Origin of the sequence: Psychrobacillus sp. FSL H8-0483 (assembly GCF_038637725.1) — a bacterium.
Classification (GTDB): domain Bacteria; phylum Bacillota; class Bacilli; order Bacillales_A; family Planococcaceae; genus Psychrobacillus.
In genome coordinates this window covers 1942550-1961912 of record NZ_CP152052.1, presented here as the reverse complement: position 1 = coordinate 1961912, position 19363 = coordinate 1942550, and the positions used below count along the sequence as shown (strand labels likewise).

Below are 19363 nucleotides of genomic sequence, written 5' to 3'. Positions count from 1 at the left end.
TCTCAACTATTTTCTTTATGCCATAGTATCTAGGTGACATCCGCAGTAGCCTTTGATTTCTAAAAGAAATAAAAAAAGCCCTCTTCAAAGGAATTCAGAAAAATCCCTTTGAAGAGGACGGTATCGACCGCGTTGCCACCTCTTGTTGGAGTGTATCCACTCCCACTTCATATCCTGTAACGTAGGAAACACGTCTATCTCTAAAACGACTCATCGTTCTCAAGATAGCTCTCATAAGTCCATTCACATTAGCTACAAATCAGTTCTCACCAACCACTGACTCTCTTCCTTGCATACTAATGCTACTCTTCTTATTCAAACAATTTCTCAGCTATGCTCATCTATTCTCAGCTCGTCTGTTCAATGGGCGAAACCGCTCTCGGTTCCTTCTACCCGTATCCGAACATAAAAGTTACTACTATGATAGTAGGAAGACTTCTAATTGTCAAACTATTTTTATGTGTTAGTTGTTATTGTTTTGGTGGCTCTTATTTAGGGTCTAAAGCGGTAATTGACGCTTTATCTACGCCTTTTCAGAAACCAAATGAATTAGAAGTAATTTTTGCTGGATATTTTGTTAGTAGCTTCTATCCTTTGAAGCCTTACTTTGATTCTTTCAGAAGAGTTACAATCATCATGGGCTTATTTTGCAACTTATACTTACAAAATTACCAATTCTTTCGTTGATGGTGATAATACCTCACAACCTTCTTCCGTGATAATTAGCATATCTTCTAAACGGGCACCTCCAATGTCCTTCAAATAGACACCTGGCTCAATTGTAACAACCATGTTTGGTAACAAAATTTTCTCAGAGTCTACTGAAAAGAGTGGTTTTTCATGAACTTCCAACCCAATTCCATGTCCTGTGCCTGTTCCAGAAACTTCATTAAATCCTGTTTCTATTAATATATCCCTCATATATTTATCCACTTCCTGATCCGTCATTCCGGCTTTTATATGATTGGCACAGTTAGTAAACGAACGGTAGACAGCTTGTTGAACTTCTTTCATTTTTTCGTTAGGTTCTCCTAATGCTACAACTCTCGAAATGTCAGACCAATAGCCATTGTAGTTTGTCCCAAAATCGATGGTGATCATATCGCCCTTTTCTAAAATCTTATCACTAGCCCGACCATGCGGTAGGGATCCCCTAGTTCCAGATGCCACAATCGGGCTGAAAGTCGAAGTCATTCCACCATTCTTTTTAATAAAGTTTTCCAATTCCCCTGCTACCTCTAATTCAGTCAACCCTGGGCGGATAATATTCAAAATATATACAAATGCATCATCCGTAATCTTAGAAGAAATTCTTATGCTTTCTATTTCATCAGGAGACTTTACCATACGCATATTTTCCACTAAATCATATGTCGGAATCAGCTCCGAGTTAATAAGGGCTTTCAATTTGACGTAATTTCCAAAATTGAGATGCTGTTGTTCAAAGCCAAGACGTGTAATACCCATATCTTTGATTTGTTTCGCCACTTCATCATAAATTTTATGCTTATGTCCAGTATGATCCTTGTGCAAAACAACAGCCATATCGGTTTGAATAGTCGCCTGCTCAAAATAGCGGTAATCAGTGATGAATCTCACATCTTTTTTTGTTATAAGGACAATACCATTACTTCCAGTAAAGCCAGAAACGTATCTTCTATTCCAATCTCCGTTAATCATCATTCCATCAATATTTAATTCATCTAATTCTTTTTGTATTTTTTCTACACTATTCATTTTTCTCCTCCAATGTTTAAGTATTTTTTTATATTTCAACATTCATAGTTACTTAGAAAAGATAGTATGGAAAAATCGTTGAAACAATTATGATCACGATACCTGTTAAAAGTATAAATAAAGTGAACGACGATTTCTTCAAAGGTTGCCCTTTGTAGTTACTCTCTCTATTCACTTCTGACACAAACCTTTCAACTTTTGAAGATATTTGCAAAAACTTTCTAAAACTATAAAAGAAAAAATTGAACACTCCATTTTCTAATAGAAGAAGCACACCCCCAACCATAAATAATAGTAAACCAATGAGAAAGAAAACATCCCAATAAGCAACACCTACATTTAAGATAAAAAATAGCATTACCACTTGTGCAATTAGCAAAATAGTCCATGAATATCCTTTATTCACTTCAATTGCTCTCACTTTCACCAATCCTTTCCTAGAATAGTTAAAGGACATGCAAATGCTTTAATGCAAACTTTGTATACTTCTTATATTGTGCTTCATTGCATGCAACCCAATGTCCCTCAGTCACCTCTCGTAACTGGTAATCTTCTGAGGTAGTATCCCATTGTTCTTTCTCTATTTTTTTTCTAGTTTTCTCCACTTTCGGATCCGGAACTGGGATGGCAGATAATAGAGATTTCGTATAAGGATGAAGCGGATTATTATACAACTCGTTGCTCTCTGCTACTTCAACCAATTTCCCTTGGTACATGACACCAACACGATCGCTAATATACTTGACCATTGACAAATCATGGGCAATAAATAAATACGTCAGATTTTTTTCTCTTTGCAGCTTTTTCAGTAAATTTGTAATTTGTGCTTGAATGGAGACGTCCAAAGCTGAGATTGGTTCATCTGCAATAATAAGTTCAGGGTCGACGGCAAGTGCTCTTGCGATACCAATGCGCTGCCTTTGACCGCCACTGAATTCATGAGGATAACGGTTTGCATGTTCTTTTGATAGACCGACAGTTTTCAATAAATCATAAACTTTTTCCATCCGCTCTTTCTGGGAAGTATATAATCCGTGAATATCCATCCCTTCTGCTATAATGTCTGTAACAGTCCATCTAGGATTTAGTGATGAATAGGGATCTTGAAAAATCATTTGGATATTTTTATTCAGATTTAGTTTATTACTTTTTTGAATATCGACACCTTTAAAGTAGACTTTACCGTCTGTCGCATTGTATAAACGTATCAACGTTCTTCCGGTCGTTGATTTCCCGCAACCTGATTCTCCAACTAGACCAAATGTTTCCCCTTTGTAAATTTCGAAAGATACCCCATCTACTGCTTTAATAACCTTATTTTTTCCACTATTAAAGTGCTGTTTTAACCCTTTCACTTCCAATAGTTTTTCAGTAGAAATTTCTCGAACAATATTGCTTGTCTTTTGCTTTTTTTCCTTGTGATTAACACGAATTATTGCTGCCGTTGGTGATGCTTTTTCATGTAATAGCCATGTAGATGCATAATGTGTATCTGATACCTTGAACATCGGAGGCTCATGAATGAAGTCAATTTTTAATGCATTCTCATTCCGCTGTGCAAAAGCATCACCAGCAGGTGGGTAAAGTAGATTCGGAGGAGAGCCCGGAATCGTATGCAACTCATCTTGACTTGTGTTTAAATCAGGCATTGCAGCCAACAACCCCTTTGTATAAGGATGTTGTGAATTATAAAAAACTTCTTCCGTTTTCCCAATCTCTACTATTTTACCTGCATACATAACAGCTACTCGGTCAGCTATGTTAGCAACAACCCCAAGATCATGCGTAATAAAAATAATCGATGTCCCCATTTTCAATTGAATATCCTTCAACAAGTCCAAAACTTGCGATTGGACTGTTACATCAAGTGCAGTTGTCGGCTCATCTGCGATTAATATTTCTGGATTACAAGCAAGGGCCATTGCAATGACAACACGCTGTTGCATACCACCAGAGAATTGATGTGGGTACTGCTTAGCTCTTTCCTCTGGATTTACAATGCCAACTAAACCAAGCAATTCTATCGCTTTCTTTCCCGCTTCTTTTTTCGAGAGTTTTTGATGCGCCAAAATCCCTTCAATGATTTGATTTTTGACAGTCATTGTAGGATTCAGAGATGTCATCGGATCTTGGAATATAATCGAAATATCTGATCCCCGGATGTTCATCAACTCTTTTTTCGAAAAAGTAGTAATATCATGTTTTTTATACCAGATATTCCCCTTTACTACTCTTCCAGAAGGTTTAGGTATAAATCCCATGATGCTTTTAGACATAACCGATTTACCAGATCCTGATTCCCCAACAATCGCCAAAGTTTCACCTTTATATAAATCGAATGTAACACCTCTAACTGCTTTTACTTCCCCATCATACGTATCGAATGAAATATGCAAATCGTCTACGGATAAGATTTTTTCCACTATATTCACCTCTATTTTTTCATTTTCGGGTCAAAGGAATCTCGTAGACCATCGCCTAGTAGGTTAAAACTAATCATGGTTAAACTGATAATAATTGATGAAAACAAAAGCATATGTGGATATATTTTCAGCATCTTAAACCCATCATTTACAATCGTTCCTAATGAAGCGATTGGAGGTTGTAGCCCTAATCCAATAAAACTCAGAAACGCTTCAGTAAAGATTGCTGTTGGAATAGTAAACATTGTCGTGATAATGATAGGTCCCAATGAATTTGGAATAAGGTGACCCCAAATGAGCCGCTTATCATTTGCACCCAAGGTTCTGGAGGCAAGAACAAATTCTTGACCTTTTAATTTTAAAACCTGGCCTCTTACAATCCTGGCCATATTGACCCAACCGGTAATTACCATCGCTAATGTAATAGATAATATTCCTGGCTTTAGTACTAAGATTAATAGAATTACTACTATCAAGTTAGGAACACCCATAAGTACTTCTATAATTCGTTGCATTATATTGTCAATTCTTCCACCGTAATAGGCAGAAATACTGCCGTATGCAACGCCAATTACTAAATCCAATGCAGCTGCTAAAAAAGCGATGTATAACGAGATTCTCGTTCCTTGCCAAATACGAGTCCATAAATCACGCCCCAAATCATCCGTTCCAAACCAATAGTATTCAGAAACACCTTTTGCTTCGTATTGATCTGTCCCTCGGATGTCGACTCCATTCATTCCTAAGAATGAAACGTGTTCCAACACAGGAATTTTTGGTGGTAAGTTTGCTCTTGTTAAATCTTGATCGTCGAATCCGTGTGAATTCATCATTGGGCCGAATATTGCGAGAGTAATGATGGTAATAATAAGGATTAAGCCCATAATGGACCCATTATTTTTACGCAAACGAGTCCAGGAATCTTTCCAAAAAGTTGATGAAGGGCTACTGTCGTTTTTCTCTACTATAAATTCATTCCCAGCTTCTTCAAATAAGTCATCGGACAGTTCAAATTCATTTACCTTCACGCTGCCCACCTCCTGCAAGCCGGATTCTCGGATCTATAACGGTATATAGTAAGTCCACTATTAGGATAACTAATATAAATAAAAAACTATAAAAGAGCGTAACACCCATAATAACTGGATAATCATTTGTTAAGATAGATTTTACAAATTGGTCACCTAAGCCAGGAACACTAAATATTTTTTCTACAACTAATGTTCCAGTCATTAATCCAACAGTTAATGGGCCCAATATCGTGACTATGGGAATCATGGAATTTCGTAAACCATGCTTCCAGATAACTGCAAAATCACTAATACCTTTCGCACGGGCAGTCGTAATGAATTCATGCCCTAGTACTTCAAGCATTTCCGTTCGCATAAATCGAGCCATCGTTGCGACAACAAATGCAGATAAAGCAATTGTCGGTAGAATGGAATATTCAAATCCTTCCCAAAATGCAACTGGTAACCATTGAAGGCGAACTCCTATCCAGTATTGGAGCAAACCAGCTAGTACAAAGCTAGGTATTGACAGTCCTAAAACGGCTATCACCATAGCTCCGTAATCAATCAATGTGTTATGCCTCAGTGCTGCAACAATTCCTAAAAAGAGTCCAATAATTGTACCCACAATTAGTGATTGTGCTCCGAGTATTGCCGACACGCCAATTCTTTCTCCAATAATGCTTGAGACAGATCTACCATCAAATTGAAATGATACTCCGAAATCACCTTTAACTATATTTCTCAAATACTTAAAGTATTGAACAGACATTGGCTCATTTAAGCCATATCTTTCATACATTATTTCTTTTTGTTCTGTCGTCATTCGTTCATCATTGAATGGGGAGCCCGGTAACGTTTGCATTAAAAAAAATGTGAATGTTGCAATAAGTAGGAATGTAAATAGCATATACATGACTCTGCTTCCAATATATTTTTTCACGCAAGTCACTACCTTTTTCATGATTTATATTGTCATTAAAGTAATCTGCTATATCTCGCATAATTAATTCTCATATGGGAGACATAGCAGGAAGATTTTATTAAACATTAATTACTTTTCGATTGATACCCACTGATATGAAGATGTCGAATTGGAATGTGCTGTGAGGCCTTTCACATAAGGCTTGATGAGCCGCGCTGAACCTGCTTGGTACATTGGAGATATTGCCGCTTCCTGTCCAATCAATATATCCTCAGCTTCCTGTAATTCCTTGATACGTTGTTCATTATCCGAAAAATCAACCATTGCTTTCTTTACAAACAAATCAAATTGTTCGTTCTTGAAACTTTGCCAATTATAAGGTCCATCTGATAAAAACACAGATAAAAACTCAACGGGATCTGCAACATCATTTCTCCAACCGGAGTGGGACAAATCATAGTCCTGTGCATCTTCCAACGCCAATTTTTGTTTATTCGGTTGTTGGTTAATAGTAATCTTTAATCCAGGTAGATTTTTTTCCAATTGATTTTTCATAAACTCCGCTACTGATTTTCGTTGACCGTCATCGTAACTAAGTAGTTCTAACGAAATTTCACTTACCCCAAGTTCTTTAAGACCTGTATTCCAAAGTTTTTGCGCTTCTTCAACTGTTCCTTTGTTCAATTCACCGAAGGTATCTCTAAAATCCTCACCATTTGGTGTATCAACAAAACCAGGGAATACTAGCCAATGAGCAGCTTTAGAACCGTTCTTTAAGATGGCATTTGCAACTTGTTCTTTATCCCAGCCCATATCTATTGCTTTACGGATATTAACATTTGCTAATTGTGGATTTTTTTGATTCATACGTAAAAAATATACTTCTGATTTGAGTGTAGTTGTATATTCCTTATGATCCTTGTATACATCCACAAACTCTGAAGACAAGTTGACAACGTCAATTGTGTTAGTCTCATACAGGTTAACTTCAGTCGCAGTGTCTTTGGCCACTTTGAAATTGACTTCATCAAGTTTTACATTGTCTGCATCCCAGTATTTCTGGTTCTTTTTCAAAATCCATTTTTGATCATGATCCCAAGTTTCCAAGATGAATGGTCCATTAAAAATCAAATTCTCTGGCTCTAGGGCATATTGATCACCTTCTGCCTCTACAAATTCTTGATTTTGTGGATAGAAAACAGGATTTGTCAAGAGTTCTACGAAATAAGGCACAGTATTGTCCAATTCCACTTCTAAAGTAGAGGCATCAACTGCCTTAACTCCTAGTTCATCTACTTTTCCATAAAGGGCATTTTCAGGATCTTGGATAGCAGAGGCATTTTTCATAGGACCCATTAAATAGGCATGTGCTGAAATAGTATCCGGATGTAAATTTCTTTTCCACGCATAAACAAAGTCATCTGCTGTCACTGGTTTATCGTTACTCCATACTGAATCTTTTTTCAAGTGGAACGTGTATTTTTTCCCATCCTCACTAATGTCATAAGTATCCACAACACCTTCGATAATATTGTCATTAGCATCCATTCTGAATAGACCCTCAAAAATATTCTGAATTATTGTTTGTGAAAGTCCATCCATCTGACCGTTTGTTTTAAGTGTCGGAATTTCTCCAGCAACTGCTAGATGAAGGACACTCGGATTTGCAGTTTCTTCACTCGTATTTGCAGTTTCTTCACTCGAATTCTCACCTTTTTTCACTTCTGTTGTTTCTTTCTTTTCACCGCCATAGCATCCAGCTAATACAACTAAAATAGTTAACATGAATGTTAAAAGTAGTTTCAAATTTCTTTTCATTGATTCCGCCTCCTAAACTATTAGTATGGTTTACAAAAGACAAAGAATATTAATGTTAAAATTTAGCACAAACGTTAATATAGTGTATATTTTTTACCGAATGTAAAATTATTTATACAGTTGATAAAAGAGTGTATTTTTTTTATTAATTGTATAGATATTTATACAGTTATTACTTGTAAACTAGAAATGTTTTTTGTCTTCAGAATGGAGTGCCAAAACACACTACATTTATAAGGTGTAATAAATCGAAAAACACCTTTACACACAAGCAGAGCAGATTTAAATTTCCGATACCCCTCTCATCCTTGTTACTTCTAAATCAACTTTCTACGAAATTTCCTTAAAAGAACTCACTATGCCTTCTTATCTTCCCCCTTCTTCTTTAGTAATATTTAATGCAATATCCATGCCAACTTAACAGAAAACTCAAAATTATCCGAACTAATGAATTGTCGTTACTATATTATTGGGCACGATTCTTGCAAGTGTATAAGTATTACATCTCTAGGAGGCCATCATTATGAACAAACTGTTTGAACAAAGACGAACGCTTTTGAAAAATTATCTCCTTGAACAGGAGATATTTGCGGTGATGATTACCGATCCTGCAAACGTCTTTTACTACACTGGTTTTAAATCTGACCCACATGAAAGATTCATGTCTTTAATAATGAACACACTTAGCAATAATACTTATCTATTCGTCCCTGCTTTAGATAAAGAAGCGGCTGCACAAGCATCCGATATTAAAAGTATTATTCCTATTTCCGATGAACAACTTCCTTTCGAAGTAGTAAAAAATACAATCGGAAATATTTCAAAATCAATTGGCATTGAGGCCAAAGCACTTAGTTACTACCGATTCAAGAGTTTTAGTGATCATTTCCCATTTGTACAAGTCGTTGACGTACAACCATTTATTAATAAACAACGAAAGAAAAAATCAACCGAAGAAATTGGCCACTTAAGAAAGGCAATTGAGATTATAGAAAAAGTGTTGGAGGAAGGCATTAAGAAAGTAAAAGTAGGCATGACAGAAGCGGAATTAACTGGGGAACTAGAATTTCTCATGCGAAAATTCGGAGCAGATGGACCATCCTTTTCAACAATAGTCCTATCAGGAGAAAAGGCTGCATTACCACACGGTTCTCCAGGCGCGCGCAAAATTCAGAAAGGCGACTATCTTTTAATTGATTTCGGGGTTATCAAAGATGGCTATTGTTCTGATATTACAAGAACATTCATCATCGGCGAAGCATCTGAAAAACAAAAAGAAATTTACGATATCGTTCTCAAGTCAAATGAAGCGGGAATAAATGCAATTCAAGCGGGGATACCAGTAAATGCATTCGACATCGCAGCAAGAAAGGTCATTATTGACCATGGTTACGGGCAATACTTCAATAACCGTGTTGGCCATGGCTTAGGAATAGAGATCCATGAAGAACCTTCGATTCATGAGAAGAATATGGAGATCGCTGAAACAGGTTTAGTATTCACCATTGAGCCTGGTATTTATATTCCTGAAAATGGAGGTGTACGCATTGAAGATATCGTGTACATCAATGAAGAAGGTAAAGTAGAAGTATTGACTTCCTTTCCAAAACATTTGAAAATCTTATAGGTTTCTAATTGATAAATGCCTTTGAATGTAATGGGAAACAGGAATGGATACCTGTTTTCTTTACAATCAAAGGCATAATTATTTGTTTAAAATTATCTTCATCTCTAAATGAAATATTGATTAATAAATTTGTCAAACTTAACACGAGGAACAATTTCTAACCGTGTGTTTACAAATAGAACTCAAAAGAGACAATAGTATAATTTTAACCAGATTGAAAAAATAGATTATTAATAAAAACAACTATAGATATGTTCATTTTCCTTTTCCACATATTCTGGATATGATTCATGACATTTACCTGTAGCTTTGAAACACCTATTTGCGAAATAACATCCTGGTCCTGGATTAACCGGTGTTGGCGGTTCTCCTTCGATTTTGATTGGCTCATCGTTCTCAGTAATATCAATTGAGGAGCAATTCGAAATTAATGCTTGAGTATATGGATGTTGAGGATTTTGAATTAAGTCCTCGGCGTTACCCATTTCTACAATTCTACCTAAATACATTACCGCAATTTTATCTGAAATATACCTAGCAGCAGCGATATCATGGCTGATAAATATCATAGCAGTATCACTTTCCTTTGTTAACTTTTTCAACATGTTGATAATATCTGCTCTAACAGATAAATCTAGCATCGAAACCGGCTCATCTGCCACTAGAAAGGAAGGATTTAATAACATTGCTCTTAAAATAGATATCCTTTGTAATTGGCCCCCAGAAAGTTCATGGGGGTATCTATTCATAAAATCTTCTCCTGGTTTTAATCCTGCTTCCTCAAGGGTAACTTTACAAAGTTCAAAGCGCTCTTTATAGTTAGATCCTATTTCATGAATCTCCAATGGTCTTATCATTAATCTGCCTATTGTATGACCAGGTGGAAAAGTATCGAAAGGATTTTGGAATATCATCTGTAAATTTCTTTTAAATGATTTTTTGTCTTTTTTAATTAATTCAGCTGCAGAAAATCCATTAATAAGAATATCCCCATTTGTTGGCGACTCCAAATTAATCAGTACCTTGCCGAGCGTGGATTTTCCACATCCGCTTTCACCTATTATTCCAAGAACCTCTCCTTTTGCCAGTTTAAAACTCACCTTATCTACCGATTTGACCCATTTTTTAGATTTAATATTAAACATTGATGACCTTTGTTCAAACCACTTGCTAATATTATTTACTTCCAAAACATTACTCTCATCATTTTTCATAGTATTCACTCCCATGCATGTGGCAAGAAGATCTATGCTCCTGACCAAGTTCATAATCTTTCGGCGAAGTAGTTTGACAAATACTCTTAGCGAATTGACATCTCGGAACAAAAATACATCCTATTTGCTTTTCTGACAAATTAGGTAGAAATCCCTTTATACCACTCAGTTGTTTTTTCTCTCCTTTTAATGAAGGAAATGAGTTCATTAAACCTTGTGTGTAAGGGTGAGCAGGGCTCAATAATACATCTTTAACCTTACCTACTTCCATAACTTTCCCTGCATACATTACTGCCACTTTATCGCAAGATGTTGCGACAACAGAAATGTCGTGTGTTATCATCATTCTGGTCATGCTGATTTCACTTTCAAGCTTTTTAATTTCACTTAAAATCTGCCCTTGTGTGACAACATCCAATGCAGTTGTTGCTTCATCTAAAACAATAAAAGAAGGTTGGTGGATAAGGCTTAGTGCTATGGAAACCCTTTGTAGCATTCCCCCGGATAATTCGTGAGGATATAGACTGTAGACTCTCTCAGATAAGTTAACCATTGCAAAAAGCTTAAGGATTTCTTCCTTAATTTTTTTTTTGCTTTCATTAGGCTCATGGACTCTATATATATCCTCCAATTGACTACCAATTTTGTGTATAGGGCTAAGTGCGTTCATTGATTTTTGAAACACCACTGATATTTCTTTCCATCTAATCTGCTTATAATCTTTTGAACTCATACTTAGGACGTCAACGCCATTAAATTTTATATCCCCTGTAACATTTGTCTTTTTTTCTGGCAAAAGACGTAAGACAGCCATTGCGAGTGTTGATTTACCAGAACCACTTTCACCCACTATTCCTATAGACTCTCCTGCTTGGATTGTTAGAGAGACATCATTTACTGCATGAACATCTTCATTTCTTCCGGTATAAACTACATTTAAGTTTTTGATTTCTAAAATAGACAATATAAGCCCCTCCTAATTATTCACCTTTTCGCTTAGGGTTCAGTAATGTATTTAAACCATCACCAATCAAATAGAAGCTAACAACTAGAATCACTGTAGCGAGACCGGAAAAAGTAGAAATCCACCATGCTGAAGTCATGTATGCCTTCCCGTCGTATATCATTTGTCCCCAGCTTATTAGGTTTGGATCACCCAATCCTAAAAAGCTTAACCCTGCCTCTGTCAAAATAGCCCCTGCTACACTTAGTGTAGTGTTTGCAATTACTGGGAATATACCATTTGGAATAATGTACTTGAATAGAATAGACAAATGAGTTTCACCAATAGTATCAACACTTTGAATAAACACTCTTTTTTTCAAACTAATTGCTTGAACTCTCATAAGACGGGCGTTGCTAGGCCATGAAGTTAAACCAATAACTATCATAACGTTCAATAAATTACTCCCAAATAATGCTACAACAATTAAAATTAGGAAAAATGATGGGATCATTAAAAAAATATTAATAATTTCTGATATAATCCTATCCGTTCTACCACCGAAATAGCCAGCTACCGCACCTACAAGAGTGCCAATAACTCCTGAAATGAGTGCAGATACAAGTCCAATCAGAAGCGATGTCCTTGCACCATAGATGATCATACTGTAAATGTCTCTTCCTAATCCGTCAGTTCCTAACCAGTAATCTTTTCCAGGCGCTTCTAATAAATCATCACCAAGTTGATATGGATCATGGGTCGCAAACAATGGTGCAAATGCAACTATTATTAATAATAATATTAAAATGATACTTCCTGATTTAAGAAGTGAATTGTTGTTAATTACAGAAAATGATCTTTTAGTAAAAATACCGCTTCTTTTTATAAGTTCCATTAGTCATTGCCTCCTTTGAACAGATGTAAGCTCATTTAATAATGTCCATAATCACTTGTATCTAATTCTTGGATCGATGAAGGCATAAACTACATCTGTGACTACCATCATTACTGCAATCGAGATGGACATGATCAAATAAATACCCATTAGTAATGGATAGTCCCTGCGCATAATAGCATCTAACATAAGTCTTCCTGTACCTGGCCATGAAAAAACTATTTCAATCAAAGCAGATCCTGAAACTATGTAAGCCAAAGTTAATCCGAACACAGTTACAGTTGGAAGCAATACATTTTTTAAAACATATTTGTTGAAGATTTTTTTTTCACTCATACCAGTAGCTATAAATGTCGTAACGAAATCTTCCGATTTTACTTGTAATACCGTCGTTTGTGCTATTTTAAAATAGGTTGGAATTTGAATTAATGATAGTGTAGTAACAGGTAGAATCAGATGTTTAAATAAATCAGTATAATAAGGTAATCCCGTATAATTGCTTCGCAAATCCATCATTCCTGAAGTTGGTAGAATATTTAACCATGATGCAAATATCATGATAAACATAATTGCCAACCAAAAAGAAGGCATGGAATTGAAGATATATGCCAATCCAGTAATAACCTTGTCTCTTTTTGACCCATAATGTTGACCGGCGTATAGTCCTAAACCTGTTCCAATAATAAGTGCTAGAATTGCTCCGGTTAGCGCTAATAATAAAGAAGGTCCCATAGTCGCAACTATAAGATGCATGACAGGTTCGTTATAAAGTATTGATTCCCCAAAATCTCCCTTTGCTACGTTTTTCAAATAGGACACCAATTGAATATGAACTGGCTGATCAAGTCCATATTTTTTTTGGAGCTCACTTATCATTTCTTCAGACGGATTATCTCTTCCAGCTAAAATTCTTATAGGATCCCCAGGAGCTGCATGCATTAAGAAGAAACTAATAATCATAACAACAATTACAGCCAAAAGACCGGTTGAGAAACGTTTTATTATAAATTGTTTCAAAATCACACCTTCTTTCTAAATAAAGGCCAATGGCTACTTTCAATACATTGCCATTGGCAGCTTTTTATATGATTACTTAGCAGTATCTAGAATGTAGTACTCTGCTGCTCCTACTTTTCCGATCCCGTCATCGATTGGATGACCAGAAATATAATCCTTCATCACAAAGATATACATCCATTCAGTTAAAGGTATGACAGGATATTCTTCTGACATAATTTGTTGTACTTCTTTATAAATAACAGCACGTTCGGCTTGATCCGATACTCTCAAGCCTTCTGCTAAAAGTCTATCGATTTCTGGATTACTATAGTTCATTAAGTTCATTGAACCTTCTGTGCCTACCCTAACAAACAACCCTTCTGGGTCAATACCATGGTTACCACCCAGAATCGTAACATCATAATCACCGCTTCGAACCTTTTCATCCCAAGCAGAGTATTCAAGTGACGTAATAGTAGATTCAATACCAATCTCTTTTAAATTTGATTGAACAATCTTTGCTATATCTGCGAATACCGGAAACTGAAAGATTGAAATTTCAAGATCTTTGATTCTAACACCGTTGCTATCTGGTTTTAGTCCTGCCTCATCAAGTAACTGCTTTGCTTTTTCTATATCTCTTTTGGGCATGACATCTGTGTCATTATAGGCCCACTCAACGGCAGGTGTATAAAATCCTTCAGCTGGCCAGCCATAGCCTTTATGTGCTTTTGCGACAAGCTCATCTCGATCAATTGCATATGCTAAGGCTTCTCGTACTCTTACGTCATCCCAAGGCTTCTTAGAGGTATTTGCAATCATATATTGCCTTGAATTTGACAGAGCTTTCACTACTTTTACATCGTCCCTTTTTTCCAATCCTGGAACTGCAGCAGGTGAAATCGCAGAACTATAATCAATTACGTCAACTTCACCATTTAAGAAGGATTGTACGACCGTGTTTTCATCTGGGATTACCGAAAATACTAACTTATCAATTTTAGGTGGACCTTCAAAATAGTCCTTATTTGCCTCCAATACGACACTTACACCACGGTTATGTTTAGCCAATTTGAAAGGGCCAGTTCCTATCGGGTTTTTATTAGCAGGATTTGTAACCCAGTCAGTACCCTCATAGAGATGGGAAGGCATGATTTTAGCACCCGATAAAATACTTAATATGGCTGCATTTGGCTCAGTAAGGTTGATCACCACTGTGTTATCATCGGGAGTTTCAATACTTTCAACCGTCCCAAGCTGATTCACGATGAACCCTTTTTCTTTTATTATCGTATCAATCGTCCATTTAACATCCTTGGACTTAAACGGCTCATTATCGTGCCATTTTACCCCTTTGTGCAAATGAAAAGTATACTTTTTTCCATCCTCGGAAATGTCCCACTTTTTAGCAAGATCCGGTAATATATTAAAACCATCATCAATTTTTACCAGAGAATTCATTATATTAGATGTTACGTACCCGGATCCTCCATCCCCTACATTGGGATTAAAATGTACTGGATCTGATCCCAATGCGATTACGATAGATTTTTCACCCTTTACAACTTTTTCACCTGTCTCTCCACTGGTCTCTACTAGTGGATTTGATGAGCTGCACCCAGAAATAACTAACATTAAAGCAATCAATGAAAATATTAAAATTTTTTTCATATTAGTTCTCCCTTAAAGTTATTTTCAGTTCTTTAAATAAAAAAGTGTAAAAATCTGTTTCTTCCTCAATTAGTTTTGATAATGGCTTTCCTAGACCGTGTCCAGCATTATTTTCAACCCTAAGTAGAATTGGATTATCTCCGCTTTGGGCCTCCTGCATAGTTGCAGCAAATTTCTTCGCATGCATCGGAACTACCCTGTCATCGGTATCTGCAGTAGATATTAGTGTAGGCGGATACTTCACACCCTCTTTTACATTGTGTAATGGAGAGTATTTATATAAAAATTTAAAGTCTTTTTCGTTCTCCTCTGCATTTCCAAATTCTGTTGTCCAAAAGCGGCCAACGGTAAAACGATGAAACCTTAACATATCAGTTACAGGAACTAAGCAAAGGGCTGCACCAAATAACTCCGGGCGTTGTGTTATGCAAACCCCCACGAGAAGTCCCCCGTTACTTCCTCCCATAATCGCAATTTTACTAGGTTGAGTATAGTTTTCTTTGATTAACCATTCGGCTGCAGCAATAAAATCGTCGTAACTATTTTGGCGTTTCTCAAAAATTGCTGCTTGATGCCATTCCTCACCATACTCACCACCGCCACGTATGTTTGCGACAGCATAGATGCCCCCTTGCTCAATCCACAGTCTAATAGAAGGGGAAAAAGAAGGTGTCATGCTTGCGTTGTAACCACCATATCCATAGAGTAATACGGGATTTTCTTGGTTCAATTTTATTCCCTTTTTAAATGTTAGAAACATCGGTACTTTTGTCCCGTCTTTTGAAGGGTAAAATACTTGTAGTGTTTCATAGCTCTCCGATGAATAATCATTTTTTTTCACAAAAATATCGCTCATAGATTGGCTAATGAAATCATATTTTACAATTTGCAAAGGTTGGAGAAACGATACATAGCCAACTAGCATTTCCGAAGAGGTACTTTTTCCTGTTACTTCACTTATAGTGATTAAATCAGGTAATGAAAAATTAGAGATAAAACTTCCATCTTTTTCATAAATGTTTAATCTATAGCAAGCATTATGCATTGTACACACCACAAACTTACCATTAACAATTTTGGTAAAGGAAATAGCATCCTCTCCTTCAGGTAAAATCTCTTTCCAATTTTTACGTTCAGGTTTTGATAAGTCTACAGAGATAATCTTTCCTTTTGGAGCGTTCTCATTTGTTTCGAAATAAAAGATGGAATTATCATTTCCTAAATAAGTAAAATACGCATTTATTTTTTCAATTAAAGGTACGAACGAATTGCTTTCAGCCAAGCATTTATAATAAATTTCATTTATCGGTTCAGTTCCATTATTTACATTCAAGATAAGATATTTATTATCATCAGATCCTATCGGGTAAAATAAACGCTCCTTTCTATTTGACTCTTCATAGATTAATTTATCCTCTATTTGCGAAGTATTCACTCTATGCCAATAAACTCGATTATAATAACTATCCTCTGTAGGTCCCATCGTAGAGGGATCAGGATACCGGTTATAAAAGAAACCAGTCGAATCTTCACTCCATGCAAAACTAGAAAATTTACACCATTTCAATACTTCAGGATAATCTTCCCCTGTTTCAAGATTCTTGATTTTAACATCCTGCCAATCACTTCCATTATAGGAGATGGCATAAGCTATCATAGTCCCTTCTTGATTAAATGCAATCTCTGTAATAGCAGCTGTTCCTTCACTATTTAATAGATTGGGATTAAGGACAACTTCAAATTCTTCTTCTAGAGACTTACCTCGATAGTATACCGGTTGGTTTTGAAGGCCATCATTCTTAAAAAAATAATAATAATCACCCATTTTTTTTGGTGTTGAATATTTCTCATAATCATAGAGTTCTATTAGTTTATTTTTTATTCTTTTCCTTTGTAATTGATTATCTAAAAATTCACGAGTTATTTCATTTTGATACGCGGTCCATTTTTTAGTATCTGAAAGGTCTTCATCCTCCAACCATCGATAAGGATCTGCTACATCTACACCAAAAAAGTTTTCAACGATTGCGTCTTTTCTTATATTTAATGTCAATAGAATTCTCCTCACTTTATTGGTGACCAAAATTACAAGTTAGCCCCAATTTTTTAAAAATGCTTTTTTTCGCTTTCACTACTGTAATATTTCTTTTCCGCTCCAATTTCTTCTTAAAATGACTGTAAAAATATTTATACAATTCCCCTGAATTTAAGCAACCAAATGTAAAATTAACTAAACAGTCATGCGGAAAAAATTATGATATTATTGCAATTAATAAAATTAACAGTTAATAACTCAATTAATTTAATTAATGTAAAAAGCATTACTCTAAAAATATATAATTTTCTGTTTAATATACCGTCTATATATCCACAAACATCCCCTTCCTCCTAATAGTATGATTAATCTTTAGATTCATCATTAACGCCCCCTTCCTTTACATAATGCAAGATTCATGCCATTTAAAATGCCTCAAACTTATATCCTGATATTTATCCTATTGAAAAAAACGCCTACCATTCTAGGCAAGGCGTCTTCTTCTATATTATTGGAAATTATCTATGCTATGATTCTCTTTTCTAGAAAACAAAATTGGAGTTATTGCTTCATATTCACGAATACACTTTTTACTTCTGTATAGTTTGCTAATCCGTATTCTCCGCCCATCTCGCGACCAACACCAGATTGTTTATAGCCACCGAATGGCATTGTTTCCCATTCAAGTCCAAAATCATTGACCCAAACGGTTCCAGCTTTAAGTTTGCTCGCGATGTAGTGGCCTTTTTTAATGTTTTCTGTCCAAACGCTTGCAGCTAGTCCATACTCGCTCTCATTTGCACGTTTAATAACCTCTTCTACTGTGTCAAAAACAAAAAGAGAAAGGACAGGTCCAAAGATTTCTTCGCGTGCAATTGTCATATGGTCTTCGACATCAGCAAATACAGTTGGTTGGACGAAGAACCCTTTATCAAATGCCTTTTCACCACCTGCTACGAGGCGTGCACCTTCTGCTTTTCCTTTCTCGATATAATCGAGTACTGTTTTTTGTTGTTTAGCAGAAACAAGGGGCCCCATATCAGTCGTCGGATCCATTCCAGCTCCAACTTTTAATGATTTTGCCTTTTCTGTAAACGCATCAACGAAACGAGTGTAAAGATTCCGATGAACGAAAACGCGTGTACATGCACTACAGTTTTGGCCATGGTTGTACATTGTTCCCGCGAATGTGCCTTCAATTGCTTCTTCGATGTTCGCATCTTCTAAGACGATTGAAGGAGATTTCCCACCAAGCTCTAACGTAATTCCTTTCACTTGCTCAGCGGCTATTTTCATAACTTCTTTACCGACAGCCGTCGAGCCGGTAAAAGCTAGTTTATCCACATCTTTGTGTTTAATAATTGCTTCTCCTGCAATACGACCTGCTCCTGGAACAACGTTAACTACACCATCTGGAAAACCAGCTTTTTTGAAAAGTTCTGCTGCATATAGGAGTGATAAAGGAGTTTCACTAGCTGGTTTAATAACTACTGTACAACCTACAGCTAATGCAGCTCCAAGTTTCCAAGCAGCCATCGCAAGTGGGAAGTTCCAAGGAATGACTTGACCGACAACCCCAACAGGCTCGTGAACAATATAGTTCAAATAATCTGGTGATACTTGTACCGTTTGACCAGTAATTTTCGTTGCCCATCCTGCGTAATAGCGGAAATGTTGTACCGTTCCGTCTACGTCGTCAGCAAGTGCGACTTCGTAGGGCTTTCCGTTATCAAGTGTCTCTAGTTGTGCTAGTTCCTCACGGTTAGCTTCCAATAAGTCTGCAAACTTATAGATAAGACGGGAACGTGTCGCTGCATCCATTTTTGTCCATTCGCCTTCGTCAAAAGCTTTACGAGCCGACGCAACTGCAATTTCAATATCTTCTGCTTGTGCTTCACTAACCTTTGCAATGATTTCCTCTGTTGCTGGATCAATAACATTAAACGTTTTTCCGCTGATTGCCTCTACGTATTCACCGTTGATGTAAAGACCTTTTACACCTTCCAAAAACGCTTTAACTTTTGGTTTCAATTCATAATTTATCGTTAGCATAATAATTCTCCTGT

General features: G+C 36.3%; 14 protein-coding genes and 1 other annotated feature. Of the genes, 1 reads left to right on the top strand and 13 read right to left on the bottom strand.

Annotated features, from left to right (window positions below):
• Positions 1-110 precede the first annotated feature (110 nt).
• Positions 111-328 (bottom strand) — a binding site (T-box leader).
• A 332-nt stretch (positions 329-660) separates the two neighbouring features.
• The 6 genes from MHB48_RS09330 to MHB48_RS09305 form a co-directional block, all read right to left on the bottom strand.
• Positions 661-1737: a Xaa-Pro peptidase family protein gene (locus tag MHB48_RS09330; protein WP_342601169.1), complete on the bottom strand. Its 1077-nt coding sequence runs from the start codon at positions 1735-1737 to the stop codon at positions 661-663.
• A gap of 52 nt (positions 1738-1789) precedes the next feature.
• Entirely contained in the window at positions 1790-2158 is a 369-nt protein-coding gene (locus MHB48_RS09325) for a DUF3899 domain-containing protein (protein ID WP_342601168.1), read from the bottom strand.
• Positions 2159-2183: 25 nt separating this feature from the next.
• The gene (locus MHB48_RS09320) at positions 2184-4160 is read right to left on the bottom strand and encodes an ABC transporter ATP-binding protein (RefSeq protein ID WP_342601167.1); all 1977 of its coding nucleotides are present in this window, start codon (positions 4158-4160) and stop codon (positions 2184-2186) included.
• A gap of 11 nt (positions 4161-4171) precedes the next feature.
• Positions 4172-5188 (bottom strand): oligopeptide ABC transporter permease, encoded by a 1017-nt coding sequence (gene opp3C, locus MHB48_RS09315; protein WP_342601166.1) that lies wholly within the window; start codon positions 5186-5188, stop codon positions 4172-4174.
• Positions 5175-6113, bottom strand: coding sequence for an oligopeptide ABC transporter permease (gene opp3b / locus MHB48_RS09310; protein WP_342601165.1), 939 nt, complete (start codon positions 6111-6113; stop codon positions 5175-5177). The genes opp3C and opp3b overlap by 14 nt, the downstream gene beginning before the upstream one ends.
• 111 nt (positions 6114-6224) lie before the next feature.
• Positions 6225-7913, bottom strand: a complete 1689-nt coding sequence (locus tag MHB48_RS09305) for a peptide ABC transporter substrate-binding protein (RefSeq protein WP_342601164.1) — start codon at positions 7911-7913, stop codon at positions 6225-6227.
• A 523-nt stretch (positions 7914-8436) separates the two neighbouring features.
• Between MHB48_RS09305 and MHB48_RS09300 the strand changes: the two genes are divergently transcribed.
• Complete coding sequence (locus tag MHB48_RS09300; protein ID WP_342601163.1) at positions 8437-9540, top strand: Xaa-Pro peptidase family protein; 1104 nt, start codon at positions 8437-8439, stop codon at positions 9538-9540.
• Between the two features lie 230 nt (positions 9541-9770).
• Here MHB48_RS09300 and MHB48_RS09295 read toward each other — a convergent pair whose 3' ends face one another.
• The 7 genes from MHB48_RS09295 to MHB48_RS09265 all read right to left on the bottom strand — a co-directional run bounded on the left by MHB48_RS09295 (position 9771) and on the right by MHB48_RS09265 (position 19349).
• The gene (locus MHB48_RS09295) at positions 9771-10754 is read right to left on the bottom strand and encodes an ABC transporter ATP-binding protein (RefSeq protein ID WP_342601162.1); all 984 of its coding nucleotides are present in this window, start codon (positions 10752-10754) and stop codon (positions 9771-9773) included.
• Positions 10744-11718: an ABC transporter ATP-binding protein gene (locus tag MHB48_RS09290; protein WP_342601161.1), complete on the bottom strand. Its 975-nt coding sequence runs from the start codon at positions 11716-11718 to the stop codon at positions 10744-10746. Before MHB48_RS09290 ends, MHB48_RS09295 begins: the two co-directional genes overlap by 11 nt.
• A gap of 16 nt (positions 11719-11734) precedes the next feature.
• Positions 11735-12592, bottom strand: coding sequence for an ABC transporter permease (locus tag MHB48_RS09285; protein ID WP_342601160.1), 858 nt, complete (start codon positions 12590-12592; stop codon positions 11735-11737).
• A gap of 51 nt (positions 12593-12643) precedes the next feature.
• On the bottom strand, positions 12644-13609 hold the full coding sequence (locus MHB48_RS09280; protein ID WP_342601159.1) for an ABC transporter permease: 966 nt from the start codon (positions 13607-13609) through the stop codon (positions 12644-12646).
• A 72-nt stretch (positions 13610-13681) separates the two neighbouring features.
• A complete protein-coding gene (locus MHB48_RS09275; protein ID WP_342601158.1) occupies positions 13682-15262 on the bottom strand; it encodes an ABC transporter substrate-binding protein in 1581 nt (526 codons plus the stop codon).
• 1 nt (position 15263) lies between these two features.
• Positions 15264-17315: a prolyl oligopeptidase family serine peptidase gene (locus MHB48_RS09270; protein WP_342601157.1), complete on the bottom strand. Its 2052-nt coding sequence runs from the start codon at positions 17313-17315 to the stop codon at positions 15264-15266.
• A gap of 543 nt (positions 17316-17858) precedes the next feature.
• Positions 17859-19349, bottom strand: a complete 1491-nt coding sequence (locus tag MHB48_RS09265) for an aldehyde dehydrogenase family protein (RefSeq protein WP_342601156.1) — start codon at positions 19347-19349, stop codon at positions 17859-17861.
• Positions 19350-19363 lie beyond the last annotated feature (14 nt).